This is a genomic window from Sphingomonas azotifigens NBRC 15497 (assembly GCF_002091475.1).
GTDB lineage: Bacteria > Pseudomonadota > Alphaproteobacteria > Sphingomonadales > Sphingomonadaceae > Sphingomonas > Sphingomonas azotifigens.
Genome location: NZ_BCTR01000004.1, coordinates 26,766 through 53,256 on the forward strand (window position 1 = coordinate 26,766; position 26,491 = coordinate 53,256).

Genomic DNA, 26,491 nt, shown 5'->3' on the forward strand with positions numbered 1-26,491 from the left:
GAACAGGGGGACATATGCGGCGAACAGCGTTCAAGGCAGGGGCGATGGCGGCGGCGCTGCTTGCTGCGGGATCAGCGCTGGCCGATGACGACGATCCGCGCTTCTGCCCGACTCGGCCGAGCATCGGCGGATCGAGCTGCACGACCGAGCCGGGGCGGGTGCATGTCGAAGCCTCGTTCCTCGACTGGGAGCGCGACGACCAGGCCGACCAGCGCGAGGACCGCATCGTCGCGGCCGACCTGCTGGTGCGGGTCGGCGTGGCGTCGAAGACGGAAGTGCAACTGGGCTGGACCGCCTATGGTCAGGATCGCACGCGCGACAAGGAGACGGGCGCGATCGATACGATCCGCGGCACGGGCGACCTGCGCTTCGCCGTTCGCCAGCATCTGGCGGGCGAGAAGGGCAAACCCTTTTCCGCCGGTATCGAGGCGTTTGTGACCGCGCCCACCGGCAAATACCCGGTCGGCGACGGCACCTGGGGCGCCGGGGTGGTCGTGCCGGTGCAGTATAACCTGACCGACAAGGTCGCCATCGCCTTCACTGGCGAGGCCGATGCCGCGGCCAACCAGAGCGGTGCCGGGCGGCATTTTGCGTACAGCGGCATCACCAGCCTGCGCTACAAGTTCAGCGAGAAGGTATCCGCCACCGCCGAATTCTCGCTGGAGCGCGACCAGGATCCGGAGGGGCACGAGACCCACGCGCTGGCGGCGCTGTCGACCGCGTGGCGGCCGACCAAGGTACTGCAGCTGGACGTGCTGGCGGTAGCGGGGCTGAACCACAACACCCCGGACTTCCGACTGGTGACGGGCGGGGCAATCCTGTTTTAGCATTCTGGATGCCTTTGGGCGCGGTCTTCAACCGTCGCGCGAAGTGCCGTATTTCAAATGCACATATTTGACTTGATGCCGGCACAGAAATGCTATCTACATCATGGTTAATTGGGCAATCGTTTGTGGTTGGTTGCCCTGCGCGCGGAGTCGAAGCGTCCTTCTTGTCTACGGGGCGGCTCCTGGCGTCGGTAGCGTTTAGTAGGACGATCGCCGTACTGCGATCGGTAGAATGATTAGATTCACACATAGGGGGGATCGTCATGAAAGCTGCAGTCGCGCTGTTTGCATCGATAGCTGCCGTGGTACTCAGCGTTCCGTCGCAGGCGGCGGTGTACATGTTCAACTTTGTCGGCCCGAACGTTCACGGAACGGTGGCGCTCACCTACGCGTCAAATCCGCGTGCCGGCGGACCGCTCGGCACCTCGCCCAACATCTATGATCCCATCGGATCGTACGTCGTCACCAATGCGACGGGATATCTGGTGAACAGCACGATCGGGCTGACGACGAAGATCACCGGCGTGGTCGCGAGCGACCCGAGCAATCCCGAACCGGGCAACTTGCTCGCGCCGGCGAGTTTCGGCCATTACATCGTCGCCAATGGTGTGCCCGGACCGGGCGGCAAGGTCGCGCCCGGCTTTTCCTACGATAATCTCTTCTATCCGGAAGGTTCGCCGCCGGCAGCCACCGATTATCCGTTCGGGGGCGGGTTCCTCGACATTTACGGGCTGGTCTTCACGACCTCGAGCAATGTTGCGGTCAATTTCTGGAGCAACGGGGATCTGGGCGGGCTGAGCTATGGGGCGGGCTTCACAGACGGCGTTAACGTTCTCGATTATGTCGGCGGCATTTCCGCCTCCTCCGTTCCCGAACCCACGGCCTGGGGCATGTTGATCCTGGGCGTCGGCGTCGCGGGCGGTGCACTTCGTCGCCGCAGGGCCGGCGCGCGCGTGGTCGCTATCGCCTGAGCAAGTCCAGGCCCGTCGGGGCCTGGGCCTTCTTGGACCCATTGTGCACCGGGTTTTGACTGTTGTACTTTCGGGATCGATCGCGACGACGCGCCGTCGAGATGGTTTGCTGCCGGAAGAGGGCGGTCGGTTCGCTGCCCAAAGCCCGTATCGATCCAATGGCGTGGGGGAACTTCATGTCCGAACTTCCGGAAGTTGCACTGCTGCACGCGAGCATCGAGCGGGTCTGGAACGAGCGCGACGACGCTGCCCGGCTGGTAGCGATCGGCGAACTCTATCATCCGGAAGCCATTATCTTCGAGCCCGCGCGCGCGGTGACCGGGCATGCGGCGATCTCTGCGGTCGTGGCGGGCGTGCTGGCCGACATGCCGGCCGGCTTCCGCTTCGCGATCGACGGGCCCGGCCTCGGCCATCACGGTGTCGCGACCGCGCGGTGGAAGGGTGGCCCGCCGGGCGAGGTTCTGGTGAGCGGCGTCGATGTCGCCCGTGCACAGGACGGCAAGCTGATCGAGCACTATTTCTTCTTCAACCCCGCGGACTGAGCGACTGCACCTCGGCGCCTCGGGCCTGGAGGGGGCGACTTTCTCAGGCTTCGCCCAGCCCGGGCAGATCCACATCCTCGCGCCCCACTTCCACGAACCGGGCCCGCAGCCACGATGCCGCGGGGCCGGGGGGCGCGTCGCGGCGCCAGATCGCGCTGAAGCGATACATCCCCCCGGGGCTCTCGGGCATCGCCAGCCGCACCAGCGTGCCGGCGACCAGGTCCGGCTCAATCAGCGGCAGCGGCATGTTGCCCCAGCCGATGCCTTCGCGCAGCAGTGCGTGCTTGGCGCCGAGGTCGGCGAGCCGCCAGGTCCGCGGGCTCATCACCGCGAAGTCGCGACCGGCGGTGAACGGCGAGCGGTCGGAGAGTACCAGCTGAACATAGTCACGCCCGGCCCCGGGCGGGATGGGGTCCATCCGGCCGAGCGGATGGTCGGGCGCCGCCACCGGCACCATCGCCACCGATCCGGCCGTCTCGCCTTCGATCCCGTTGACGCCGGCAGCGAGCGGTCCGGAAATGCCGAGCACCGCCTTGCCCTCCAGCACAAGGCTGGTGATCGCGCCCAGCGCCTCGACGTGCAGCCGCATCGTCACGGTCGGGAATTCGGCCCGGAAGGCGCGTAGCACCTCGCCCAGCCGGCGGGTGGGCAGCATCACGTCGACGGCCAGGTGCACCTCCGCTTCCAGCCCGTCGAGCAGCCCCTTCACCTTGGCGCGGAGCCCGTCGATGCCCTGCGCCACCGTCCGCGCCTCGGCCAGCACCGCCTCGCCGGCAGTGGTAAGGCGCGGCTTCTTGGTGCCCTCGCGATCGAACAGCAGCACGCCCAATTGCGCTTCGAGATTGGCGATGCCGTAGCTGATCACCGAAACAGCGCGGTTCAGCTGTCGCCCGGCACCCGCAAAGCTGCCGCTGTCCACCACGGCGAGGAAGATGCGCAACTGGTCGAAGGTGGGCGTGCCCGGGTTTGACATTTCGATTTCCTGGAACGTTTTGGCGCAACTTATCTGACTGATTGGAGAAGTCGAGCCCGCCTATATCCGGGTCATCGAAACGGCGCCGCGGCCCGGCGCACCCCCAAGGGAGACCCACAATGATCGAACTTCGCCCCTTTTCCAGCCTCGGCGGCGCCAACCATGGCTGGCTCGACGCCAAGCACCATTTCTCTTTCGCCAACTATTATGATCCGGCCCGCACCAGCTGGGGCAATCTGCGCGTGTGGAACGACGACACGATCGCGCCGCAGACCGGCTTCCCGCCGCATCCGCATCGCGACATGGAAATCATCACCTATGTTCGCGACGGCGCGATCACCCACCAGGACAATCTGGGCAATCACGGCCGCACCGTTGCCGGCGATGTGCAGGTGATGTCGGCAGGCACGGGCATCGCGCACTCCGAATATAACCGCGAGGACGAGACCACCCGCATCTTCCAGATCTGGATCCAGCCGACCCGTGGCGGCGAGAAGCCGAGCTGGGGCACGCGCCCCTTCCCGAAGACCGATCGCGCCGGCCAGTTCGTGGTGCTGGCGAGCGGCTTCGACGGCGACGGCGACGCGCTGCCGATCCGCACCGATGCCCGGGTCGTGGGCGCTACCCTGCGCGCGGGCAAGACCGCGGAATACACGCTGGGCAGCGACCGCCGCGCCTATCTGGTGCCGGCCACCGGTGCGGTGGAGATCGACGGCGTGCGGGTGAACGCCCGCGACGGCGCGGCGATCAAGGATGTCGAGGTGCTGAAGGTCACCGCGATCGAAGACAGCGAGATCGTGATGGTCGACGCGGCCTGACATCGCGGTGAGGGAACGGGCGGCAGAGAATGCCACCCGTTCTTTCGATGCTTAAATCCTGCAGGCATGCGTTAACTTGTATCATGCTGATTTAAAAAGAAATCTGTCGCGGCTCGGGAACGGTGCGAAGCTAGCGGGGGTTCTTCCTGTTGATCGTAACAGGGAAACCGTCCTTGACCATCCTTGCCGCCAATGCCCGTTCGACCAGCAACTTCGCGCTGATCTGCTTTTCGCACCTTCGCTGGAACTTCGTCTTTCAGCGACCACAGCATCTCATGACCCGCTTCGCGCGCAACATGGACGTGCTGTTCTGGGAGGAGCCGATCGACGACGACAGCCCCACCCCCTGGCTGGAACTGCGCGAAGCGGGTGCGGGCATCACCGTGGCGGTGCCGCATCTGCCCGGAAACCTGGCAGGCGATACGCGCATCGCAGCGCTGCGGGCACTGCTTGACGATCATGTCGCGGGCGTCGGCGAGCGGCTGATCCGCTGGTATTACACGCCGATGATGCTGCCCTTTTCCCGGCATCTGGGCGCGGCGTGCACCGTCTATGACTGCATGGACGAACTGAAGAATTTCCGCTTCGCCCCGCCCGACCTGATGCCGCTGGAGCAGGAATTGTTCGGCCTGGCCGATCTCGTCTTCACCGGCGGGTACAGCTTGTACGAAGCCAAGCGCGACAGCCATCGATCGGTGCATGCGTTCCCGTCCAGTGTCGATGCGGCGCACTTCGCACAGGGCAGGGTGGCGGGACCGGACGCGCCGGACCAGGCCGGGCTGCCGCGTCCGCGACTGGGCTTTTACGGCGTCATCGACGAGCGGATGGATCTCGGCCTGATCGCCGCGCTGGCCGATGCCCGACCCGACTGGACAATCGTGATGCTCGGCCCGGTGGTGAAGATCGACCCGGCGGAACTGCCGCAGCGGCCGAACATCGCTTGGCTGGGCGCGAAGGGATATGCCGAGCTGCCGCGCTATGCCGGCGGCTGGGACGTGGCGCTGATGCCGTTCGCGATCAACGAGGCGACGCGCTTCATCAGCCCGACCAAGACGCCGGAATATCTCGCCGCCGGCCTGCCGGTGGTCTCGACCCCGGTCGTCGACGTCGTCCGCAACTATGGCGACATCGCCGGGGTATTCGTGGCCGACGACGCGGCGAGCTTCATCGATGCCTGCGATCAGGCGCTGGCATTGCGCAAAACGGGGGATGCCTGGCGTATCGAGGCGGACACCCTGCTCGCCGAGCAGAGCTGGGACCAGGTCGCGGCGCGCATGCAGCGGCTGATCCTGCAGATCGCCGAACCCGACCAGCCCCTGCTCAAGCCGGTGCGCAGCACGCACTATGACTATCTGGTGGTCGGCGCAGGTTTCGGGGGCGCGGTGATGGCCGAACGGCTGGCGGCCGATGCCGGCAAGCGCGTGCTCGTGATCGACAAGCGGCCGCACATCGCCGGCAATGCTTTCGATCACCGGGACGAAGCGGGCATCCTGATCCACCAGTATGGCCCGCACATCTTCCATACCAACAGCGCGGATATCTTCGATTATCTGTCGCGATTCACCGAATGGCGGCCCTACGAGCACCGCGTGCTCGCCGAGGTGCGCGGGCAGCTGGTGCCGATCCCGATCAACCGCACGACGCTGAACGCGCTGTTCGGCTTGTCGCTGGAGACCGAGGCGGAAGCCGCCGCATTCCTCGCCGCGCGCGCCGAGCCGGTCACGGTGATCCGCAGTTCCGAGGATGTGGTGATCTCGGCGGTGGGGCGCGAACTCTACGAGACCTTCTTCCAGGGCTATACGCGCAAGCAATGGGGGATCGATCCATCCGAGCTCGACAAGAGCGTCACCGCGCGCGTGCCGACCCGGACCAACACCGACGATCGCTACTTTACCGATCGCTTCCAGGCGATGCCGCGCGACGGCTTCACCGCGATGTTCGCGAAAATGCTGGATCATCCGAACATCGATCTCGAACTGGGCGTGACCTTCGAGGAGGCGAAGCGCCGGTTCAGCTTCGACCAGATCGTCTATACCGGGCCGATCGACGAATATTTCGACTTCCGCTTCGGTAGGCTGCCCTACCGGTCGCTGCGGTTCGAGCATGTCCATCAGGATCGCGAATGGGCTCAGCCGGTGGCGGTGGTGAATTATCCGGACGAGACGGTGCCGTACACGCGGGTGACCGAATACAAGCACCTCACCGGGCAGCAGGCGCCGAACACCAGTCTGACCTTTGAATATCCGAGCGCTGAGGGCGACCCATACTATCCGATCCCCCGCCCGGAGAATCAGGCGCTGTTCAAGCAGTATGAGGCGCTGGCCGAGGCGACCGAGGGCGTGCTGTTCGTCGGGCGGCTAGCGACCTATCGCTATTACAACATGGACCAGGTCGTCGGGCAGGCGCTCGCAACCTACCGCCGCCACATTGCCGAGGAGCGCGCGGTTGCGCCGGCGGTGGCCACGGCGCTGGCGGAGTGATCGCTCTTAATCCCCCTTCCGCAGGCGGGAAGGGGGGAAGGCGGGGGGTGCGTTTGGTGCGTTATGCCGCCTTTGCAGCGTCCTCGCCCGGAGCGGGACCATCTTTCCCCGCTTCCACCTCGATGATCGGCCAGCGCGGCGCCTTGTCGTCGAGCGTTCTCAGCAAGCGGAGGAATTCGACCTCGGTATCGTCATAGGGGATGCCGCCGACGTCAAAGATGTCATGGAACCACTTGTCCTTGAGCCCCGCCAAATTCGGGTTTTCCCAGGCCGCCCAGGGCAGGTGGGTCTGCGTCTTGCCGCGGACCAGGCCCCAGCAAAAGGCGCCGACATGGCGGGCCTTCGCAACCGGCAGGATCGCCTCGAAGGTGCTGCCGGCTGGGCGCGCCATGAACTCGGTGCACCAGATCGGCCGGTTGAACACGCCGAGCCAGTCGATCCGCTGCGCAAAATCCTCGGCGGTGCCGTAATTATGGAACGAGATCACGTCCGACAGGCCGGTCTGCGCCTGCTGGAGCGGCGTGAGCAGCTCGGGCGACGACCAGTCGCCAAGCCAGATTCCGCTGGTCAGCGGCTGGACGGGACCCACTTCGCGCGCCCAGCCGAAGGCGTCGACGAGCAGCGGCAGGACCAGATCGGCCTTGGCGCCCAGCTCGCCCGCGTCGCAGAGCGAGACTTCGGGGCCGTTGTCCGGCTCGTTCCAGATGTCCCAGGCCAGCACGCGGCGGTCGTTGCGGAAGCAGGCGACCACGCCCTTGATATAGCCCTCCAGGCGCGGCCGCTGCCCGGGATCGCGCAGCGCAGGGATGCCCGGCGACTGCACCCAGCCCGAATTGTGCACGCCCGGCTTGGGTGCGGGCTGCGGCCCCAGCGCGGGATCGGGGTGCCAGCAGCTGTCGAACAGCACCAGCATCACCCGGATGCCATAGCCGTCCGCCACCGCGAGCATCGTGTCGATGCGGTCGAGAAAGCCGTTGGGGTCCTCGGCCCAGAGCAGGTCGTGCAGGTACACCCGCACCGCATTCATGCCGACATCGGCGGCCAGCGCCAGCTCGGTGCGGATCGCTTCGATGTCGAAGGTTTCCGCCTGCCACATTTCGAGCTGGTTGATCGCGTTCGACGGCGTGAAGTTGCAGCCCATCACCCAGGGCTGCTGCGCATACCACGCGCGTGCCTGGTAATCCGTCCAACGCCCGACCATCGCCTTACACTCCGTCGCCGGCATCGCCGGGTTTTGCCCATAAACGTCGCTAACCATGTTGTTTTTATAGGCGGAGAAGTGAATTGCGGATGTACCCGCTACGCGCTTCTTCGGAGGGTTTTCGGGTGCTTTTGCGACGAGCCGAGCACGGGGCCTAACCCAGGTTGGTCGCTGGCGGCCTTTTGCGGTCGGAGCGGCCGATGAGGGCGTCCATGCCACCCTTGGAACTCTGGGGCGGTGCCGAGTGCACGGTCAACCGCGTGGGCGACCGCTACCGCGATCAGCTGGTCGAGACTGGCCACCGGGATCGGCTGGAGGATCTGGATTGCATCGCGGCGCTGGGCGTGAAGTCGCTGCGCTTTCCGGTGCTGTGGGAGCGCGTCTGCCCTGTGGATCCGGCGCGCTGCGACTGGGTGTGGAGCGACAGCCGGCTGGCGCGGATGCGCGAACTCGGCTTGCGGCCGATCGCAGGGCTGGTCCATCACGGCAGCGGTCCCCGGCGCACCGATCTGCTCGATCCCGATTTCGGGGCGAAGCTCGGCCACTATGCGGCGCGAGTCGCCGAGCGGTACCCCTGGATCGCCGATTGGACACCGGTCAACGAACCGCTGACCACCGCGCGGTTCGCGGCGCTCTACGGGCATTGGTATCCGCATGCCCGCGACGAGGGCAGTTTCTGGCGGGCTTTGGTGCATCAGGTCGAAGGCGTGGTCTGTGCGATGGCGGCGGTGCGTGCGGTCCGGCCGGACGCGCGGCTGATCCAGACCGACGATCTCGGCAAGACCTATGGCACGTCTGACACCCGAGCGCAGGTCGCCTATGACAATGATCGCCGCTGGATGGGCTGGGACCTGCTGTGCGGCCGCGTCGTGCCGGGGCATCCGCTTTGGGAACGACTGGCGGGTTTCGGGCTTGGCACCAAGCTCGAGGCGCTGGCGGCGGCACCCTGTCCGCCGGACGTGATCGGCATCAATCACTATCTGACCAGCGATCGCTTCCTCGATGCGCGGATCGCCGCCTATCCGCCGGCGATGCACGGCGGCAACGGCAGCATCGCCTATGTCGATACCGAGGCGGTGCGCGTCCTCGATCCCGCGCCGGACGGGCTGGCCAACGCGCTGGCCGAGGCTTGGGCGCGCTATCGCATCCCGATCGCGATCACCGAGGTCCATAACGGCTGCACCCGCGAGGAGCAGATGCGCTGGATGCGCGACGCCTGGGACGGTGCCGAGGCCGCCCGGGCTGCGGGCATCGAGGTGCAGGCGGTGACCGCTTGGTCGCTGTTCGGCGCCTCGGGCTGGAACACGCTGCTGACGTCCCCCGGAATCTACGAGCCCGGCGTGTTCGACGTGCGCGGCGGCGAACCGCGGCCCACGGCCATGGTCCCGTTCCTCCAGGCGCTGGCAAGCGGCGAGCGGCACGACCATCCTGCACTCGGTGGCGCCGGCTGGTGGCAGCGCGACCTGCGCATCACCCATCGCCGTCACGCGCATCCGGAGCCGCCCGCGCGTGCCCGATCGATGCCAAGGCGTCGGCGCCCGATGCTGATCGCTGGCGCAACCGGAACGCTGGGGCAGGCGCTGGCACGGTGCTGCGAGATGCGCGACCTCGCCCATGTGCTCACCGATCGTGCGATGCTCGACCTGGGTGACGGCGCATCGATCGCAGCGGCGCTCGACGCACATCGGCCCTGGGCGGTGATCAACGCCGCCGGCTGGGTCCGCGTCGATGATGCCGAGGAGGAGGAGGCGGCCTGCTTCGCCGCCAATTGCCTGGGCGCGACCGAGCTGGCGATCGCCGCATCCGAGCGGGACATCGCGACCGTCAGCTTCTCCAGCGACCTGGTGTTCGACGGCGGGCTGGGCCGGCCCTATTCCGAAGCCGATCCCTGCGCGCCGCTGGGCGCCTATGGCCGCAGCAAGGCGGCGATGGAGGCCGCGATCGGCCGGCTGGCGGGACGGCACCTGATCGTGCGCACGGCGGCATTCTTCTCGCCCTGGGACCGGCACAATTTCGCGGTGCAGGTCGTCGATGCAGTGGCGGCCGGGCGGCGGTTTGCCGCTGCGGAGGATCATTTCGTGTCGCCCGCCTATGTGCCGGACCTGTGCAATGCGGCGCTCGACGCATGCATCGACGGGACATGCGGCATCCTGCACCTCGCCAACCAGGGGGAGGTCAGCTGGGCGGACTTCGCCGTGGCGGTGGCGGACGCCTGCGCGCTGCCGGCATCGCTGGTCGACCCGGTTCCCGGCGCAAACCTGGGCTGGAAGGCGCCGCGCCCACGTTACGCGCCGCTGGCCAGCCAGCGGATGCCGTCGCTCGAAGCTGCGTTGCACGCCTTTGCCGCCGCACCCGAGGTGCTCGAACGCATCGCCCGGGCCGGGCAGGGAGCCGAGGCGCTGCATTCGGCCTGACCGCCGCCTCCGCAATGCCCCTCTTGCGCTGGACAGCCGGAGCGCCGATGTAGTCGCGGGCAATACAACAACCACGAGATCATCCCACATGCATCCGCTTTCCGGTCAGATGACCATCGATCCCGTTACCGGCGCTCTCGTTCCCATCGTCATCGAGCAGTCGAGCCGCGGCGAGCGCAGCTTCGACATCTATTCGCGCCTGCTGCGGGAGCGGATCGTGTTCGTCACCGGTCAGGTGGAAGACCATATGGCCTCGCTGATCACCGCCCAGCTGCTGTTCCTCGAATCGGAAAATCCGAAGAAGGACATCTGGATGTACATCAACTCGCCGGGCGGCGTCGTCACGGCGGGTATGGCGATCCACGACACGATGCAGTATATCCGTCCGCGCGTCGGCACGGTGTGCATCGGCCAGGCGGCGTCGATGGGCTCGTTCCTGCTGGCGTCGGGCGAGCCGGGCCTGCGCGTGGCGCTGACCAACGCCCGCATCATGCTTCACCAGCCCTCGGGCGGTGCGCAGGGCATGGCGTCGGACATCGAGATCCAGGCCAAGGAAATCCTGCGGATCCGCGCGCGCATGAACGCGCTGTATTCGAAGTATACCGGCCAGCCGATCGAGAAGATCGAGACGACGATGGACCGCGACTCGTTCTTCGAGGCCGAGGAAGCCAAGGCTTTCGGCATCGTCGACGAGGTGTACGAGAAGCGCCCGGTGCCGAGCGAGGATGCGGCAGCGGCAAATTAACACTATATCCCTATCCTCGGCCGTCTGACGATTCCCGGTGCATGGAACGTCAGGCGGGCGGGGCGATTTATGGATTGCCGGAATTTCGCCTGCGTGTAGGATGGCAGGCGAGCGTTACGCGCCCGAGGCGCGAAGGATGGATTGAATGACCAAGCTCAGCGGCGGTGACTCGAAGAGCACGCTCTATTGCTCCTTCTGCGGCAAGAGCCAGCATGAGGTGCGCAAGCTCATCGCCGGCCCGACCGTGTTCATCTGCGATGAATGCGTCGAGCTGTGCAACGACATCATCCGCGAGGAGACCAAGTCCTCGCTGGTGTCCAAGAAGGACGGTGGCGTGCCTTCGCCGCAGGAAATCTGCGACGTGCTCGACGATTATGTCATCGGGCAGAAGAAGGCGAAGCGCGTCCTCTCGGTGGCGGTGCACAACCACTATAAGCGGCTGAACCACGGCGCCAAGGGCGCCGATGTCGAGCTCGCCAAGTCGAACATCCTGCTCGTCGGTCCCACCGGCTGCGGCAAGACGCTGCTGGCGCAGACGCTGGCGCGCATCCTCGATGTGCCGTTCACCATGGCCGATGCCACCACGCTCACCGAAGCCGGCTATGTCGGCGAGGACGTGGAGAACATCATCCTCAAGCTGCTCCAGGCCTCGGATTACAACGTCGAGCGGGCGCAGCGCGGAATCGTCTATATCGACGAGATCGACAAGATCAGCCGCAAGGCCGAGAATCCTTCGATCACGCGCGATGTGTCGGGCGAGGGCGTGCAGCAGGCGCTGCTCAAGCTGATGGAAGGCACCACCGCGAGCGTTCCGCCGCAGGGCGGCCGCAAGCACCCACAGCAGGAATTCCTGCAGGTGGACACGACCAACATCCTGTTCATCTGCGGCGGCGCCTTCTCGGGCCTCGAGAAGATCATCGGTGATCGTCTGCAGGGCAAGTCAATCGGCTTCGGCGCGCATGTCGCCGCACCGGACGAGCGTCGCACCGGCGAGCTGCTCCGCCAGACCGAGCCGGAGGATCTGCTCAAGTTCGGCCTGATCCCCGAATTCGTCGGCCGTCTGCCGGTGATCGCGACGCTGGAAGACCTCGACGTCGAGGCGCTGATCAAGATCCTGACCGAGCCGAAGAACGCCCTGGTCAAGCAGTATCAGAAGCTGTTCGACATGGAGGCGGTCAAGCTCGGCTTCACCGACGACGCGCTAACCGCCGTCTCGAAGAAGGCGATCGAGCGCAAGACCGGCGCACGCGGCCTCCGCTCGATCCTCGAAGGCATCCTGCTCGACACGATGTTCGACCTGCCCAGCATGGACGGCGTCGACGAAGTGGTGGTCGACAAGGATGTGGTCGAGGGCCGGAAGGAGCCGGTGCGGATTTACGCCAAGAAGGAAAAGGCCGGCAGCGCCGCCTGATCCGGTGGCACGGCTGATCGCGATCCGTTCGGCCGCCCGCCAGGACCACTTGCCCTTGCCGCGATGCTGGGGCGAGCCTTCGTAGCAGACCCGGCGTTCGCCTATATCTTTCCGGATCCAGAGGTGCGGCAACTGCGGTTGCCGCGCCTCTTCGCATTATTGGTCGAGTCGGACCTGCGCGGCGGCAGGGTTTCGTCGCCGACGAGGCTGCTTGCCTTGTGGCGAGCGCCTGGACGGTCGGACCGCGGGCTCTGGTCGATGCTGTGCCCGGCCGACGGAGCGGTCAGGGGGCGGTTGCCGCCGAGTCGAGCGGTTCGGGCCAGGCGAGGCCGCGCAGCAGGTCGACGAAGGTCTGCTCCAGATCGCTGTCGCGTCCCCAGCTCGCGCGCGCCGCGACCAGCCAGCCGCTGGCCGGGCAGAAGAGATAGCTTTCCGATATCAGCGGCTGTTCCTTGCCGTCCAGCGTCCCGGTCATCGTGAAGCGCGCATGATAGGCGGCGCCCGGGGTGCGGCCCGAAGGCGATGGCCAGCGGCCGTGCGATACCAGCTTCACGTCCGCATAGTTCGCCGCGACGTTGCGCTCGATGTCCGCGAAATTTTCAGCACAGCTGCGGTTCGGCGGGGCGGGGTAGACGTACAGTGTCACGAAGCCGAGCTCGCCGTTTCGCCGCAACGCATAGCCTGCGCTCACATCGAGCTGCTCGGCGTCGTAGCTGTGGATGCGGGTGCGCAGCGCGTTGTCGAGCCGCTCGGGGAAAACCATTCCGGTCGCGGTATGCGTCCAGTCGCCCTCGATCCGCAGATCCTGCTGCGCTCCGGCCGGCAGCGCCGCGCAGATCAGCGTTGATCCCAGTATCAGGCCGCGCAGCATGATCCTTCCCAAGCGTCACCTGCGGCATGCAAGGTGCACGTAGGAAGGTACAGTGCAGGGCGGTCGATGCAAGCGAAGCCTTGGCAAAGCGCCCCTTGAGAGCGTTAAAAGATGCCGGGAATGAAGCGCTTCACGCGTGCGGCATAGGCCTCATACTGCCGTCCGAAATGTTCGTGCAGCAGCTTTTCCTCCTCCTGCACGCGGATCCAGGCGCCATAGGCGAACAGTGGCACCGCCACGATCAGGCCGCGCCAGTGGCCAAAGGCGACCGCCATGGCGAGCAACATCGCGAACAGTCCGGTGTAGATCGGATGCCGGATGGTCGCGAACGGTCCCCAGGTGACCAGGTCGTGGTCGCGACGGGTACGCGCGCTGACGCTCCAGTTGCGGCCCATCGCGGCGGTTGCGGAGAGGAACATGCCGATGCAGGTCGACACCAGCAGCGCCACCACCACGGCCTGGCCCAGCGCCGGCGCGGTCATGGGCAGCAGCGTCGGCCGCAGCGGGCCGAATGCCACCAGAAAGAATGCCGTCGCCTGCAGCCAGATGCCAGCGGTCGCGCGCGTGCTGACCCGCGCGGCGCCCTGCCGCCGGTCACGCTGGCGCCACCATGCGAAAAGCAGCGCTGCCACGAACAGGACAAACCCGAGCAGAAGCACCACCAATCCCGGCTTCCCGATCGGAGCAGGTGCCACCAGAGAGATCATCGTTGTCGCGCCCATCGTTGCAAGGCCTCCACGGCTTCGGAACGGCGCAGGATGTGCGCGTCCGGATCAAGGATAATGTGCGCGCCTGCCGGCACCGCCAGCGTCGCGGTGCCGCCCGGCATCGCCACCCGCTGCACCTTGCCGTCGACCGAGACATCGATCGGCAGGGGGAAGGGGCGGTCGCCGGGCGTCTTCCAGCGCAGGGTCAGGCTATCGCCGGTTCGCTCGGTCAGGAGTTCGGGCAGGTCGGCGGCGTAGAGATAGACATCGAAGAACCAGCCCAGATCCTGTCCGGTCACCTGGCGAACGATCGCGATATATTCGGGCGTGGTGCCGAAGCGCGGCTTGAAATTGCCGGGCTTGGGATCCGGACGACCATAGACCATCCGCCGCGTCACTTCGAAGAACTGGTCGTCGCCGATCAGGTAGCGCAGCGTGTGGAGGACCCAGGCGCCCTTGTAGTAGATGTCCTGGCCGGGGCCGCCGTTGCTATCCTCATACACCGATTCCTCGGTACGGCTCTGGCCCGAGACGATCGGTGCCTTGTTCGAGATGGCAAGGCGAAACTGGTCCATCATCGCGGCATAGCGGGCATTGCCCTCGCGCCACTGGCCATAGAGCGGCTGCATGTACTGGGTATAGCCCTCGTGCAGCCAGTAATCGTCCCAGTCGGCGGCCGTCAGCTGGTTGCCGAACCATTCATGGCCCAGCTCGTGCTGGAAGATCTCGTCAAAGCCCGACGGGGTCTTGCGGTAGTTGTTGCCGTAGGCGTTGATCGTCTGGTGCTCCATGCCGAGATGCGGCGTCTCCACCACGCCCAGCTTCTCGTCGCTCCAAGGATAGGGGCCGATCACGCGCTCGTAGAAGTCCACCGTCGGCGCGAACTCGGCGAACAGCGCCTTTGCCTTCGCCTCGCGACCGGGCAGATACCAATAGTGCAGGGGGAAGCTGTTGCCGAAGCGGCTCTGATACTCGGCCGTCAGTTCCTGATAGGGCCCGATGTTGAGCGCGACGTCATAGGGATTGGGGCTGCGTGCCCGCCAATGCCAGGTGGTACGACCGTCAGCCAGCGTCTCCACTCGCATGAGCTTGCCGTTGGAAGGTGCCTTCAGGCCCGCCGGCACGGTGATGTGCAGATCGACCAGTGCCGGCTCGCCCTGCGGAAAGTCGAGGCAGGGCCAGAACAGGTCGCAGCCATAGCCCTCGGCAGTGGTGGCCACCCACGGCTTCTTCTCGCCGGGCGTGGTCGCCCATACCAGACCATCGTCCCAGGGCGCACGCACCGCGACATGCGGCGTGCCGCCATAGATGATCTCGGCAACTACCCGGTCGCCGGCCTTGAGCGGGTGAGGCAGGGTGATGAACAGCCGCCCGTCGGGGTTGCGCCATTGGGTAGGAGGGAGCGGCTTGCCGTCGATGCGAATCGCGCTCACCGGCAGATTGCGGTCGAGATCGATCTGCAGCTCGGTCTGCGGCGCGCTGGTCCGCAAGGTGAGCGTTGCCGTGCCGTGGAGCGTGTAGGTCGACGGCTGCACGTCGAAGGCGAGGTCGGCATGTTCGAGGCGCAGCGCGGCGCGTGCCGCGGCGATCGGACCGCCCGACGCCTGCGTCGTCGCGGTGATCGGCGGCTCGCCACGCTTCTGCGCCTGTGCGGCGCTCGCGAGGGCCGTGGCCATGGTCGCAAGCCAGGCCAGTGCAATCGTCGATCGTCTCAAAAGCCACCCCCAGAGGCTGCGTTTGACCCATTTCGGTGCCCGAATCAACGCGCCAGGCATGATAGCAATGCTGCACTGCAAGGCGAGTCGCGAGATTCCCCGCCCCTGGGGCTGGAGTTTTCCACCGCAATCTGGGCTAATAGCCCGATCCGATTGATGCGTGCGTTCCAGGCCCCATATATAAGGTCTATGGTGCCCCGGATGGGGCAGACCCGGAGTTTTCATGAAGCAGTCCTATCCCGTCCTGCCGCTTCGCGACATCGTCGTTTTCCCGCACATGATCGTGCCGCTGTTCGTCGGCCGCGATAAGTCGGTCGCGGCGCTGGAAGCGGCGATGGCTGCCGACAAGGAGATTTTCCTCGTCGCGCAGCTCGATCCGGCCGAGGACGATCCCGGCCGCGAGGATCTCTACGATACCGGCGTTTCGGCCGAAGTGCTGCAGCTGCTCAAGCTGCCCGACGGTACGGTGCGCGTGCTGGTTGCCGGCAAGGAGCGTGGCAACCTTCTCTCCATCGAGGAGACCGGCGCGTATCTGACCGCGCATGTCGAGCCGGTGGGCGAGGGTGACACGTCGCTCGAAGCCGCCGCCGAAGGCGTCGATGAGGCCGTTTCGAAGCTGACCCCCGAAAGTCTCAGCCCCGAGCTGAAGGCGCTGATGCGCTCGGTCATCGAGCAGTTCGAGAATTATGCCAAGCTCAACCGCAAGCTGCCGGCCGAGACCGCCTTGCAGCTGGGCGAGCTGGAAGATCCGTCGCGTCTCGCCGATGCGGTCGCCGCCAATATCTCGGTCAAGGTCGCCGACAAGCAGGCGCTGCTGGTCGAGAACGATCCGCAGAAGCGCCTGGAAATGGTGTTCGCCTTCATGGAAGGCGAGCTCGGCGTGCTGCAGGTGGAGAAGAAGATCCGCAGCCGCGTCAAGCGCCAGATGGAGAAGACGCAGCGCGAATATTATCTCAACGAGCAGCTCAAGGCGATCCAGCGCGAGCTGGGCAATGAGGGCGAAGAGGGCGAGGGCGACGAGGTTGCCGAACTCACCCAGAAGATCGCCACGCTCAAGCTCTCCAAGGAAGCGCGCGCCAAGGCGCAGGGCGAGCTGAAGAAGCTCAAGACGATGGCGCCGATGTCGGCCGAGGCCACCGTCGTGCGCAACTATCTCGACGTGCTGCTGGGCCTGCCCTGGGGCAAGAAGTCCAAGCTGAAGAAGGACATCGCCGAGGCGCAGGGCGTGCTCGACCAGGATCACTATGCCCTGGAGAAGGTGAAGGACCGGATCGTCGAATATCTCGCGGTCCAGGCGCGCACCAACAAGCTGAAGGGGCCGATCCTGTGCCTCGTCGGCCCGCCGGGCGTGGGCAAGACCTCGCTGGGCAAGAGCATCGCCAAGGCGACGGGCCGCGAGTTCATCCGCCAGTCGCTGGGCGGCGTGCGCGACGAGGCCGAGATCCGCGGCCATCGCCGGACCTATATCGGCTCGCTGCCGGGCAAGATCGTGTCGAACCTGAAAAAGGCCGGCACCTCGAACCCGCTGTTCCTGCTCGACGAGATCGACAAGCTCGGCCAGGATTTCCGCGGTGATCCGGCCTCGGCGCTGCTCGAGGTGCTGGATCCGGAGCAGAACAGCAAGTTCAACGACCATTATCTGGAGATCGATATCGATCTTTCGGACGTGATGTTCGTGTGCACGGCCAACTCGCTCAACCTGCCGCAGCCGCTGCTCGACCGCATGGAGATCATCCGGCTCGAGGGCTATACCGAGGACGAGAAGGTCGAGATCGCCGAGCGGCACCTGATCGCCAAGCAGATCGACGCGCATGGCCTGAAGGAGGGCGAGTTCGTCCTGACCAACGCGGGCCTGCGTGATCTTATCCGCTATTACACTCGGGAAGCCGGCGTGCGTACGCTGGAGCGCGAGATCGCCAAGCTCGCGCGCAAGAGCCTGCGCAAGATCCTCGAGGGCAAGGAGACCCAGGTCACCATCACGCCCGAGAACCTCGCGGACTATGCTGGTGTCAGGAAGTTCCGCTTCGGCGTGGGCGAGGAGGAGCACCAGATCGGTGCGGTCACCGGTCTGGCATGGACCGAGGTGGGCGGCGAGCTGCTGACCATCGAGAGCGTCACCGTGCCTGGCAAGGGCGCGATCAAGACGACCGGCAAGCTGGGCGACGTGATGAAGGAATCGGTGGAAGCCGCGTTCAGCTTCGTCCGCGCGCGCAGCCCGAGCTACGGCATCAAGCCGAGCCTGTTCGCGCGGAAGGACATCCACGTCCACCTGCCCGAGGGCGCGGTGCCGAAGGATGGTCCGTCGGCGGGCATCGGGCTCGTCACCTCGATCGTCTCGACGCTTACGGGCGTGGCGGTGCGCAAGGACATCGCGATGACCGGTGAAGTGACGTTGCGGGGTCGCGTGCTGCCGATCGGCGGCCTCAAGGAGAAGCTGCTTGCGGCGCTGCGCGGCGGCATCAAGACCGTGCTGATCCCGACCGAGAATGAGAAGGATCTCGCGGAAATCCCTGCAAACATTCGCGAAGGTCTCGAGATCGTCCCAGTCGCGCATGTCGATGAGGTGCTGCGGCTGGCGCTTACCGAACCGCTCACCGCAATCGACTGGTCGGATGCCGACGAATTGGCTACCCAGCCGCCCGCCGGCGTCCCGGCGATAGGAGATGCGCTGCATCATTGACCTTCCGTAACTTTTCTGACGCAATTCCGTCCGAAAGGCTTTGACTCCGGCGGCTCGCCCGTGCTGACTCGCACGCCAGCGCAGCCGCCGCGACTCATTCGGCTATCCATCATAACCATCGCGGTATCCCGCGCAGTTTCAGGGGGTTTGCACCAGCATGAACAAGCAAGAGCTGATCGGTCAGGTGGCCGACGTTTCCGGTCTGGCCAAGGGTGACGCCGTCAAGGCGGTCGAAGCGGTGTTCGACGTGATCACCGGCGCGCTCACCAAGGGCGACGAAGTCCGCCTCGTCGGTTTCGGCACCTTTTCGGTCAGCAAGCGCAAGGCCTCGACCGGCCGCAATCCGCGCACCGGCGAGGAAATGACGATCAAGGCTTCCAATCAGCCCAAGTTCAAGCCGGGCAAGGTGCTGAAGGACTCGGTCAACTAAGCACCGAAAAAATGCGGGCGGGGTGCGAAACGGGGCTGGACAGGCTCGCAGCCGCACCGTAAAGGCCCGCTTCCCGTTTCGGCCACAGGGTTTCACCCACCGGCCAATGGGCGCGTAGCTCAGTGGTAGAGCACTGTGTTCACACCGCAGGGGTCGCTGGTTCAATCCCAGCCGCGCCCACCATATTCGCAAAGGGTAGGAGTCATCAGGCTCCTACCCTTTGTCGTGTCAGGGGCCTCAGCCGCGAGGCATTCCGTACCGTCGTCGGTTCCTGCACGCCCCGGTTCCTGAGGAGAGACGACCATGCGCCATCTTCTGCTTGCCCCTGCGCTCCTGCTCGCCGCCTGCGGACATGGCATCGATGCAGACAATGCCGCGGCCAATGAAAACGAGATCCGCAACGCCCAGCGCACCGAATCGAGCGCCTCGCCGGCGGCCGCCGCAGCCAAGGCGCAGGTCGACGCCTATTACGCCAAGATCGCTGCAGGCGACTTCGCCGCCGCGCGGGCGATGTGGGACCAGGACGGTGCTGCCTCGGGCGGTTCGGCCGAGGACCTGAAGGGCGCCTATGCGGTCTATCGCAGCTACACGGCGCAGGCCGAGACGCCGACTCACATCGAGACTCGCGAAGGCATCGACTATGTCATCGTCACGGTCGCCGCGAAGGCGGAGACCAAGAGTGGCGCCACGCGCGAGCTGAAGGGCATGGTATATCTGCGGCGGCCGGCGGCGCCTGCCGATGCGGCGAAGGGGCAGGGCGGGTGGAAGATCTGGGCGGTGGACGTCCGCCCGCACCACTGAGTCGCGCGCTATTTCCCCTACGGCAGGGCGGGTAGCTCTTCGATCCTGACGATCGCCCGCCCGCCGCTTCCCCAGCCGCTTTTGCAGCGCACCAGCGGCAGCGCGCCATCGCGCTACATAACGGATTTCATCTTCACATCATAAAATCGGCGGACTGTCACACAAGCATAACATCCAATCCATAATTGCCCCAGGTCGGCAGCGGTCGGCGCCGGCCTTTCGGCTGCCACCACGAACGTGATCGTGCCCGGCGACGAAACAAAGGGGATTGAGATGAAACTGGTTCGCAACATCCTGCTGGCCGGCTGCTCGGCGGTTGTGCTGAGCGCCTGCGACGGCGCCAACGAGATCGCGTCGCCGGGCACGGGCTCGGTCAACGTCAACATCAGCAACCCGGCACCCACGCCGACCCCGACGCCGACGCCGACCAGCACGCTGGTAACGCCCGCCACGGGCTGCCCGACGATCGCCGACCCGCAGGGCCTGGCCGATCGCGGCACGATCACCGGCCCGACCGGCACCTACCGCATCTGCGCGCTGCCCGCCCGCATCGTGCGCAGCGTGACGCTGCCGAAGGTCGCCGGCCTGCTCTACCAACTCGCCGGTCGCACCGATGTCGGCTATGACAATGGCCCGACGCCGCTGAGCAGCAGCAACACCAAGACCGTGACCGATCCGTCGGGCGCGACCATCACGCTGACCGCCGACTCGAACGTCACGCTGACCATCGAGCCGGGCGTGATCATCTATGCCAACACCGGTGTGGCGTGGCTGAACGTCAACCGCGGCAACAAGATCCAGGCCGTCGGCACCGCCACCGCCCCGATCATCTTCACCAGCCGCGACAACGTGCTGGGCCTCAACACCGACACCTCGTCGGGCCAGTGGGGCGGCGTCGTGCTCTCGGGCCGCGCGCCGATCACCGACTGCGCCGCGACGGGCGCGACCCCGGGCACCGTGGCGTGCGAGCGTCAGACCGAAGGCGCGGTGGATCCGGCGCTCTATGGCGGCGCCACCGCGAACGACAATAGCGGCCGCATCAGCTATGCGCAGATCCGCTATTCGGGCTATGTCCTCTCGGCGAACAGCGAACTCCAGTCGCTGACGACGCAGGGCGTCGGCTCGGGCACCACGCTCGACCACATCATGTCGTTCAACAGCTCGGACGACGGTGCGGAGTTCTTCGGCGGCCGCGTCAGCATGAAGTATTTTGCGTCGATCGGCGCAGAAGACGACAATCTCGACACCGACACCGGCGTGAAGGCGAACTTCCAGTATGTCTTGGCGGTGCAGCGCAACGGTTCGACGACGGCCAACGCCGACGCGATGATCGAAGCCGACTCGGACAACGCGCTCGACGGCGACAATCCGCGCCAGAACGTGTTCCTGTCGAACTTCACCTTCATCGACCGTGTCGCCGGCAACTCGGACGTCGCCTCGATCCTGCTGCGCGGCGGCACCGACTACACGCTGGTCAACGGCATCCTGATCAATACCGTCACCAACCCGTGCCTGCGCATCAGCCGCGCGCAGACCGCGTCGACCACGCAGAACGCGGCGATCGACGAATTCGGTGCGCCGGTGTTCCGCTCGGTGGTGTTCACCGGCTGCGGTACCACGCCGCTGGTCGGCGCCAACAGCGTCACCGACGCGCAGGTCGCCGCGATCTTCGGCTCGGGTGCGAACAACAACAATGTCAGCTACACCTCGACGCTGGCCAACCTGTTCGTGAACGGCGCCAACGAAACCGCGGTGCCGGCGTTCGACCCGACCGCGTTCAACGGCCAGGTGTTCAACGGCATCACGCTGACCCCGGCGGGCTTCTTCGACGCCTCGGGCTTCATCGGTGCCGTCAAGAACGCGACCGACACCTCGTTCCAGGGTTGGACGTGCAACAGCGCGACCGCGACCTTCGCCACTGGCGCGAGCCTCTGCACCTCGCTTCCGACGCTCTGACGGCGACCTGAACGGAGGCGGGGCGTGCGCGAAGCTCGCTCCGCCTCCTGTTTTTCAAAGCAATAAGGGGGTTCAGAATGTCCAGGTCGTTGCAGCTCGCGAGCGTTCTACTTGTCACTTCCGCGCTGGTCGCGCCGTCCCTGGCCTGTGCGCAGGACCAGGCCGCATCCAGCACCGGCGCGCAAGCAGCGCCGGCGGTGCCGCCCGCGGCCGAGCCGGCGACCCAGGACGCGTCCCAGGAAGCGCCCGAGATTTCGGTGCCCGGCGAGATCGTCGTCACCGGCCGCCGCCAGGCGAATATCGAGCGTTCGCAGCCGCAGGTCGTGTCGATCCTGTCCAGCGCCGACATCGCGCGCACGGGCGAAGGGGACATCGCCGGCGCGCTGGGTCGCGTGACCGGCCTCAGCGTCGTCGGCAACGGCTTCGTCTATGTGCGCGGCCTGGGGGATCGCTACTCGCTGGCACTGCTCAACGGCCTGCCGCTGCCGAGCCCCGAGCCGCTGAAGCGCGTGGTTCCGCTGGACATCTTTCCGACCAACATCGTCGCCTCGTCGCTCGTGCAGAAGAGCTATTCGGTGAATTATCCCGGCGAGTTCGGCGGCGGTGTGATCAACCTCACCACCAAGGTGGCGCCGCGCGAGGACTTCCTCACCATCGGCGCCAGCGGCAGCCTCGACACGCGGACGACCGGCAAGCTCGGCTATACCTATTATGGCAGCGGGCGCGACTGGACCGGGTTCGACAACGGCACCCGTGACGTGCCCCCCGCGCTGGCCGCCTACATCGCCAGCGGCGAGCGGATCAGCAACGGCAATGTCGATACCCAGGCGATCGGATCGCAGTTGATCAACGGCGGCAACTCGGTCGTCCAGCGCAACACCAACATGCCGGCGAACTGGTCGGGCCAGGTGAGCGGCGGCGTCTCGAAGGAAGTCGGCGCCGCGACGATCGGCGTGGTCGCGACCGGCGGCTACAGCTCGAAGTGGCGCACCCGCGACACCATCCAGCAGACCGCTGCAACCGTCGACATCTCGCAGAAGGAACTCGATTTCCGCCGCGTGATCACCGACAATCGAGTCGTCGTGAACGGCCTGCTCGGCGTCAACGGCAAGATCGACGACAACGCGATCCGCGGCACGCTCATCTATATCCGCGACACGCTGAAGCAGGCGCGGCTGGGCGAGGGGACGCGCCAGACCGGCGACCCGCTGGCCAGCTATCTCCAGCAGGACACCGCTTGGTTCGCACGCCAGCTGATCGACACCCAGCTGGTCGGGGAGTTCCAGTTCACGCCGGAGCTGCATGTCGACCTGCGTGGCGGCTATGCCAATACCAAGCGCAAGGCGCCGGACGAGATCAGCTTCGAATATTATCGCAGCAATCGCGCCTCGGATCCGTTCGGCAAGCTCTACATCAACCGTCTCAACAACGGTCAGCAGGGCAATGCCGAGGTCATCTTCTCGAACCTGAACGAGAATCTCTGGTCGGCGGGCGCCGACGTGTCGTACCGCGTGCTGCCCGACATCACCGCGTCGGTCGGCTATGCCTATTCCAACACCGCGCGTCGCACCGAGCGCCGAGACTTCCAGTTCCGCGCCACTAGCGGCCTGCAGACCTATCTGGCGGTGCTGCGGCCGGACGTGCTGCTGTCGCCGGGGGTGATCGCGTTCGGTTCCGATCCACGCAACCCGTCGCCCTATTCCATCACGCTGATCGACACCAACGAAGCCAATCCGGTGTTCGATGCCAAGCTGCGCAACCATGCCGCCTATGCGCGGGTGAACGGCACACTGGTCACCGGGCTGACGCTCGATGCTGGCGTCCGCTTCGAAAAGGCGACGCAGACGGTGACGCCGGTGCAGGTGTTCAAGGTGCCGACCGCCTCGCTGGCGGGCACCCGGCTGCGCAAGGACTATTGGCTGCCGGCGGCGACGCTTACCTATGAGATCGCCGACCGCATGCAGGTTCGCGTCAGCGCCTCGAAGACCATCGCGCGGCCGCAGTTCCGCGAGCTGATCTTCCAGTCCTATTTCGATCCGGACAACAACCGCCTGTTCCGTGGCAACCCGCGGCTGGTCGACAGCACGCTGACCAATGCGGAAGCGCGCTACGAATGGTATTTCGCGCGCGACCAGCGCGTGTCGGTCGCCGGCTTCTACAAGAAGATCAAGAACCCGATCGAGACCTATGCCAGCTTCAGCGACAACGAAGTGCTGAGCAGCTTCGCCAACGCGCCGCGCGCCACGCTGTGGGGCGGCGAGCTGGAAGTGGTGAAGTATTTCGACATGGACCGGATGTTCGGCGAGTCCGCCTTCTTCTCGACGCGGCGACTGCTGTTGAGCGCCAACTACACCTACACCAAGTCGCGCATCAAAGTGCGGGCCGAGGACCGCGTCGATGCCTTCCCGTTGACCGCGAGCAAGGCGACCGACTTCTTCCGCGACGGCGTGCCGCTGACCGGCCAGTCGGACCATGTCGCCAACCTCGAGTTCGGCATCGAGAATACCGGGCGCCTGTCGCAGGCGACCGTGCTGCTCAACTATGCCAGCGATCGCGTCACCAATCGCGGCGCGGGCGGCCAGCCGGACATCAAGGAGCGCCCGGGCGTGCACCTCGATTTCGTCGCACGCCAGGCGGTGGACGTGTTCGGGGTGAATACCGAGCTCAAGTTCGAGGCCCGCAACATCACCGGGACCAAGTATCAGGAGTTCCAGCAGTCGGGTGCGAACCGCGTCTACTACAACCTCTACAATGTCGGGACGACGATCGCGCTGGGCGCGAGCATCACCTTCTGATCCGACGAGGGCACGGCCCCGCGCTTCGGCGACGGGGCCGGGCTCACCAGCCCCAGGGGCGTTCGCGGAACCACTGGGTGATCACGTATTTGGTGCCGGCGCGCACCTTCATCGCATGGTGGATCGTCGCCGGGTTGACGCTGCCGTCGGGCCGCAGGTTGTTCCAAGCGAGCAGCTTGCCGGCTTCGGGCTGGACGATCTTGTCGATCGCCTTGAACCGCGTGGCCCCGCCCGCCTCGACGGCGTTCAGATAGAGCATCACCGTCCAGGTACGCTGCCCGGCGACGCTGCAATACTTGTCGAAGTCCGCGCTGCCCGGCTCGAAATAATCGGTATGCGCCTTGAACTCCTGGCCGATAGCGTAGCGCTGGCCCTGCATCGGCTCGCCGTGATCGGGATGCAGGCCGGTCAGCGCGACGATGCGCTGCTTGAGCTCGGCCGCCGCCGGGTGGTCGGCGGGCAGGTCGCAGGTTTCGCTGGTTCTGAACGCATAGTCGCTGCCGGCATTGGCCAACGTCGAAGGGCGGCGATCCGCATCGATCTGCGCCATCAGCGCCGTGCACAAGGCCGGATCGAGGAAATCGCGGACGACGAACAGCGTCACCTTCGGGCTGGGAACCCGCTGTACGCCGGGGCGGGTTAGGATGCGCTCGACAATCGGTTCCGACGGGTGGCCGCTGCCAAGATGGACGCTCGACGATTGCATGCGCCGGCTTTGCCAAAAGCGGTTGGATTGTGCCAGCGCGACGCGCAACCGCAACAGAAGCGACGCCAAATTGTCATGCCGCCTGCGTAGCGGGTGCGCGTCCACGCAGGGGCGGGCAACAGTGCAGGGTGCAATGGAACGGACGTCAGAGGAGGCGCGTATGGCGGCGGCCTGGACGCCGGCCGTGTCGAGCCCGCATGGCATGCTGGATACGGTGCTGGAGGAAGCGGTGCGGCTGGAGGCATCGCACCTCCATCTCACTCCGGGCGCAGCGGGCAGCGGGCTGGCCTTCCGCATCGGTGGCTTGATCCACCCCTTCCGGGAGTTACGCCAGGAGGAAGGCGCGCTGCTCGCGCGCGAGATTCTGATCGGTGCCGAACTGGTGCCCAACGCGCCTTTTCCCCAACGCGGTGAACTGCGTTGGCGCGGCGGGCGCATCGATGTCTTCAGCCTGCCGGTGATCGACGGCGCACGGCTGGTCCTGCGGCGCGAGCCCGGCACCGGTGCTGCGCGCGGACTGGACGCCCTTGGCGCGGCGCCGGTGCTTGCGCAGGATCTCCGTGTCGCGGTCGCGACCGGCGGACTGCTGCTGGTCGCAGCGCCGGCAGGAAACGGGCGCAGCACGACCCTGCGGACCCTGCTGGCGCTTGCCGCCTCGCGCACGCGGCCCGCACTTGCCATCGCTTCGGGGGCCGAGAAGCTGACCGGCGTCACCTGGGCTGATCCTGCGCCGGGCACAGTTGCGGAAACGGCGCGCGCGGCGATCGAGCAGGATTTCGATGTCCTGCTGATCGATTCGATCACCGACCGCCCCGAGGCTGCCGCCGCAATGCATGCCGCGCAGTCCGGCCGGCTGGTGCTTGCCGGTGTGGAGGCCCCCAACGCCGTCGCGGCGATCCAGCAGTTGCGGACATGGCGGGTCGAGGCGTTCCAGCTTGCATCGTCGCTCAACATGGTCGTCGCGCAGCGGCTGGTGCGGCGGCTTTGCCCCGCCTGTCGCGAGCCGGTGCAGGCCAGCGGGTCGGTGTCGGCGCTGCTCGGCTTCGATCCCGGCGCGATCGTCTACGCGCCGGCAGGATGCCCGGTCTGTGACGAGACCGGTTTTGCCGGGGAGACCGCAGTGTTCGAATCGATTCGCGGCGACGCGACGATTCGGCGGCTGATCAACGATGGTGGCGATGCCGCGATTCTCGCGCGGCACGCCTTCATCAGTACCCCCAATCTGGGCTCTGCCGCGCGCGCGCTCGCACGTACGGGGGTGACGACGCCCGAGGAGGCTGTTAGAATTTCTCGCGGATGAGGCGCGTAATCATCTTGCGCTCCGCTGCGGAGCCCGCTAAGCGCGCACTCCTTCACGGCGACCATAGCTCAATTGGTTAGAGCGCTGGTTTGTGGTACCAGAGGTTGCGGGTTCAATTCCCGTTGGTCGCCCCACTTCCCCCCTATTC

General features: G+C 66.1%; 20 protein-coding genes and 2 tRNA genes. 16 read left to right on the forward strand and 6 right to left on the reverse strand.

The window, feature by feature from the left end; all coding sequences use genetic code 11:
* Positions 1–14 precede the first annotated feature (14 nt).
* The 3 genes from SAZ01S_RS02305 (at position 15) to SAZ01S_RS02315 (ending at position 2,340) form a co-directional block, all read left to right on the forward strand.
* Entirely contained in the window at positions 15–827 is an 813-nt protein-coding gene (locus tag SAZ01S_RS02305; RefSeq protein WP_084579668.1) for a transporter, read from the forward strand.
* 263 nt (positions 828–1,090) lie between these two features.
* Positions 1,091–1,798, forward strand: coding sequence for a PEPxxWA-CTERM sorting domain-containing protein (locus SAZ01S_RS02310; protein WP_245824519.1), 708 nt, complete (start codon positions 1,091–1,093; stop codon positions 1,796–1,798).
* Positions 1,799–1,974: 176 nt separating this feature from the next.
* Positions 1,975–2,340, forward strand: a complete 366-nt coding sequence (locus SAZ01S_RS02315; RefSeq protein WP_084579768.1) for a nuclear transport factor 2 family protein — start codon at positions 1,975–1,977, stop codon at positions 2,338–2,340.
* Between the two features lie 43 nt (positions 2,341–2,383).
* On the opposite strand, the gene SAZ01S_RS02320 is transcribed toward SAZ01S_RS02315, so the two are convergent.
* Complete coding sequence (locus tag SAZ01S_RS02320; RefSeq protein ID WP_084579670.1) at positions 2,384–3,313, reverse strand: LysR family transcriptional regulator; 930 nt, start codon at positions 3,311–3,313, stop codon at positions 2,384–2,386.
* A gap of 119 nt (positions 3,314–3,432) precedes the next feature.
* Here SAZ01S_RS02320 and SAZ01S_RS02325 point away from each other — a divergent pair, with 119 nt between their 5' ends.
* Complete coding sequence (locus SAZ01S_RS02325) at positions 3,433–4,131, forward strand: pirin family protein (RefSeq protein ID WP_084579672.1); 699 nt, start codon at positions 3,433–3,435, stop codon at positions 4,129–4,131.
* 275 nt (positions 4,132–4,406) lie between these two features.
* Positions 4,407–6,611 (forward strand): UDP-galactopyranose mutase, encoded by a 2,205-nt coding sequence (gene glf / locus SAZ01S_RS02330; RefSeq protein ID WP_084579770.1) that lies wholly within the window; start codon positions 4,407–4,409, stop codon positions 6,609–6,611.
* A gap of 61 nt (positions 6,612–6,672) precedes the next feature.
* Here the strand turns inward: glf and SAZ01S_RS02335 are convergent, their stop codons facing one another.
* Positions 6,673–7,812: a cellulase family glycosylhydrolase gene (locus SAZ01S_RS02335; protein WP_084579674.1), complete on the reverse strand. Its 1,140-nt coding sequence runs from the start codon at positions 7,810–7,812 to the stop codon at positions 6,673–6,675.
* A 212-nt stretch (positions 7,813–8,024) separates the two neighbouring features.
* On the opposite strand from SAZ01S_RS02335, the gene SAZ01S_RS02340 reads away from it, so the two are divergent.
* The 3 genes from SAZ01S_RS02340 (at position 8,025) to clpX (ending at position 12,382) form a co-directional block, all read left to right on the forward strand.
* Positions 8,025–10,226, forward strand: a complete 2,202-nt coding sequence (locus tag SAZ01S_RS02340) for a sugar nucleotide-binding protein (protein ID WP_084579676.1) — start codon at positions 8,025–8,027, stop codon at positions 10,224–10,226.
* Positions 10,227–10,314: 88 nt separating this feature from the next.
* Positions 10,315–10,971, forward strand: a complete 657-nt coding sequence (locus SAZ01S_RS02345) for an ATP-dependent Clp protease proteolytic subunit (protein WP_084579678.1) — start codon at positions 10,315–10,317, stop codon at positions 10,969–10,971.
* Positions 10,972–11,116: 145 nt separating this feature from the next.
* Positions 11,117–12,382, forward strand: coding sequence for an ATP-dependent Clp protease ATP-binding subunit ClpX (gene clpX, locus SAZ01S_RS02350; RefSeq protein ID WP_064311561.1), 1,266 nt, complete (start codon positions 11,117–11,119; stop codon positions 12,380–12,382).
* A gap of 283 nt (positions 12,383–12,665) precedes the next feature.
* Here clpX and SAZ01S_RS02355 read toward each other — a convergent pair whose 3' ends face one another.
* The 3 genes from SAZ01S_RS02355 to SAZ01S_RS02365 form a co-directional block, all read right to left on the reverse strand.
* The gene (locus SAZ01S_RS02355) at positions 12,666–13,253 is read right to left on the reverse strand and encodes a hypothetical protein (protein ID WP_084579679.1); all 588 of its coding nucleotides are present in this window, start codon (positions 13,251–13,253) and stop codon (positions 12,666–12,668) included.
* A gap of 104 nt (positions 13,254–13,357) precedes the next feature.
* Positions 13,358–13,975: a methyltransferase family protein gene (locus tag SAZ01S_RS02360; RefSeq protein ID WP_245824521.1), complete on the reverse strand. Its 618-nt coding sequence runs from the start codon at positions 13,973–13,975 to the stop codon at positions 13,358–13,360.
* Positions 13,957–15,636, reverse strand: a complete 1,680-nt coding sequence (locus SAZ01S_RS02365) for a M1 family metallopeptidase (protein WP_174596076.1) — start codon at positions 15,634–15,636, stop codon at positions 13,957–13,959. The genes SAZ01S_RS02360 and SAZ01S_RS02365 overlap by 19 nt, the downstream gene beginning before the upstream one ends.
* A gap of 262 nt (positions 15,637–15,898) precedes the next feature.
* On the opposite strand from SAZ01S_RS02365, the gene lon reads away from it, so the two are divergent.
* The 6 genes from lon (at position 15,899) to SAZ01S_RS02395 (ending at position 24,337) form a co-directional block, all read left to right on the forward strand.
* Positions 15,899–18,355 carry an endopeptidase La gene (gene lon, locus SAZ01S_RS02370; protein ID WP_084579683.1) on the forward strand — a complete coding sequence of 819 codons (2,457 nt, stop codon included), beginning with the start codon at positions 15,899–15,901 and terminating at the stop codon, positions 18,353–18,355.
* Positions 18,356–18,512: 157 nt separating this feature from the next.
* Positions 18,513–18,785 carry an HU family DNA-binding protein gene (locus SAZ01S_RS02375; protein WP_084579685.1) on the forward strand — a complete coding sequence of 91 codons (273 nt, stop codon included), beginning with the start codon at positions 18,513–18,515 and terminating at the stop codon, positions 18,783–18,785.
* 108 nt (positions 18,786–18,893) lie between these two features.
* Positions 18,894–18,968 (forward strand) — tRNA-Val (locus tag SAZ01S_RS02380).
* Between the two features lie 120 nt (positions 18,969–19,088).
* A complete protein-coding gene (locus tag SAZ01S_RS02385; protein WP_084579687.1) occupies positions 19,089–19,586 on the forward strand; it encodes a hypothetical protein in 498 nt (165 codons plus the stop codon).
* Between the two features lie 273 nt (positions 19,587–19,859).
* Positions 19,860–21,542: a beta-helix domain-containing protein gene (locus tag SAZ01S_RS02390; protein WP_084579689.1), complete on the forward strand. Its 1,683-nt coding sequence runs from the start codon at positions 19,860–19,862 to the stop codon at positions 21,540–21,542.
* Between the two features lie 77 nt (positions 21,543–21,619).
* Positions 21,620–24,337: a TonB-dependent receptor domain-containing protein gene (locus SAZ01S_RS02395; protein ID WP_084579691.1), complete on the forward strand. Its 2,718-nt coding sequence runs from the start codon at positions 21,620–21,622 to the stop codon at positions 24,335–24,337.
* A gap of 43 nt (positions 24,338–24,380) precedes the next feature.
* Here SAZ01S_RS02395 and SAZ01S_RS02400 read toward each other — a convergent pair whose 3' ends face one another.
* Complete coding sequence (locus SAZ01S_RS02400) at positions 24,381–25,043, reverse strand: prolyl hydroxylase family protein (protein ID WP_084579693.1); 663 nt, start codon at positions 25,041–25,043, stop codon at positions 24,381–24,383.
* A gap of 160 nt (positions 25,044–25,203) precedes the next feature.
* Here SAZ01S_RS02400 and SAZ01S_RS02405 point away from each other — a divergent pair, with 160 nt between their 5' ends.
* Positions 25,204–26,343: an ATPase, T2SS/T4P/T4SS family gene (locus SAZ01S_RS02405; protein ID WP_245824523.1), complete on the forward strand. Its 1,140-nt coding sequence runs from the start codon at positions 25,204–25,206 to the stop codon at positions 26,341–26,343.
* Between the two features lie 57 nt (positions 26,344–26,400).
* Positions 26,401–26,477: transfer RNA gene (locus tag SAZ01S_RS02410), tRNA-His, on the forward strand.
* Positions 26,478–26,491 lie beyond the last annotated feature (14 nt).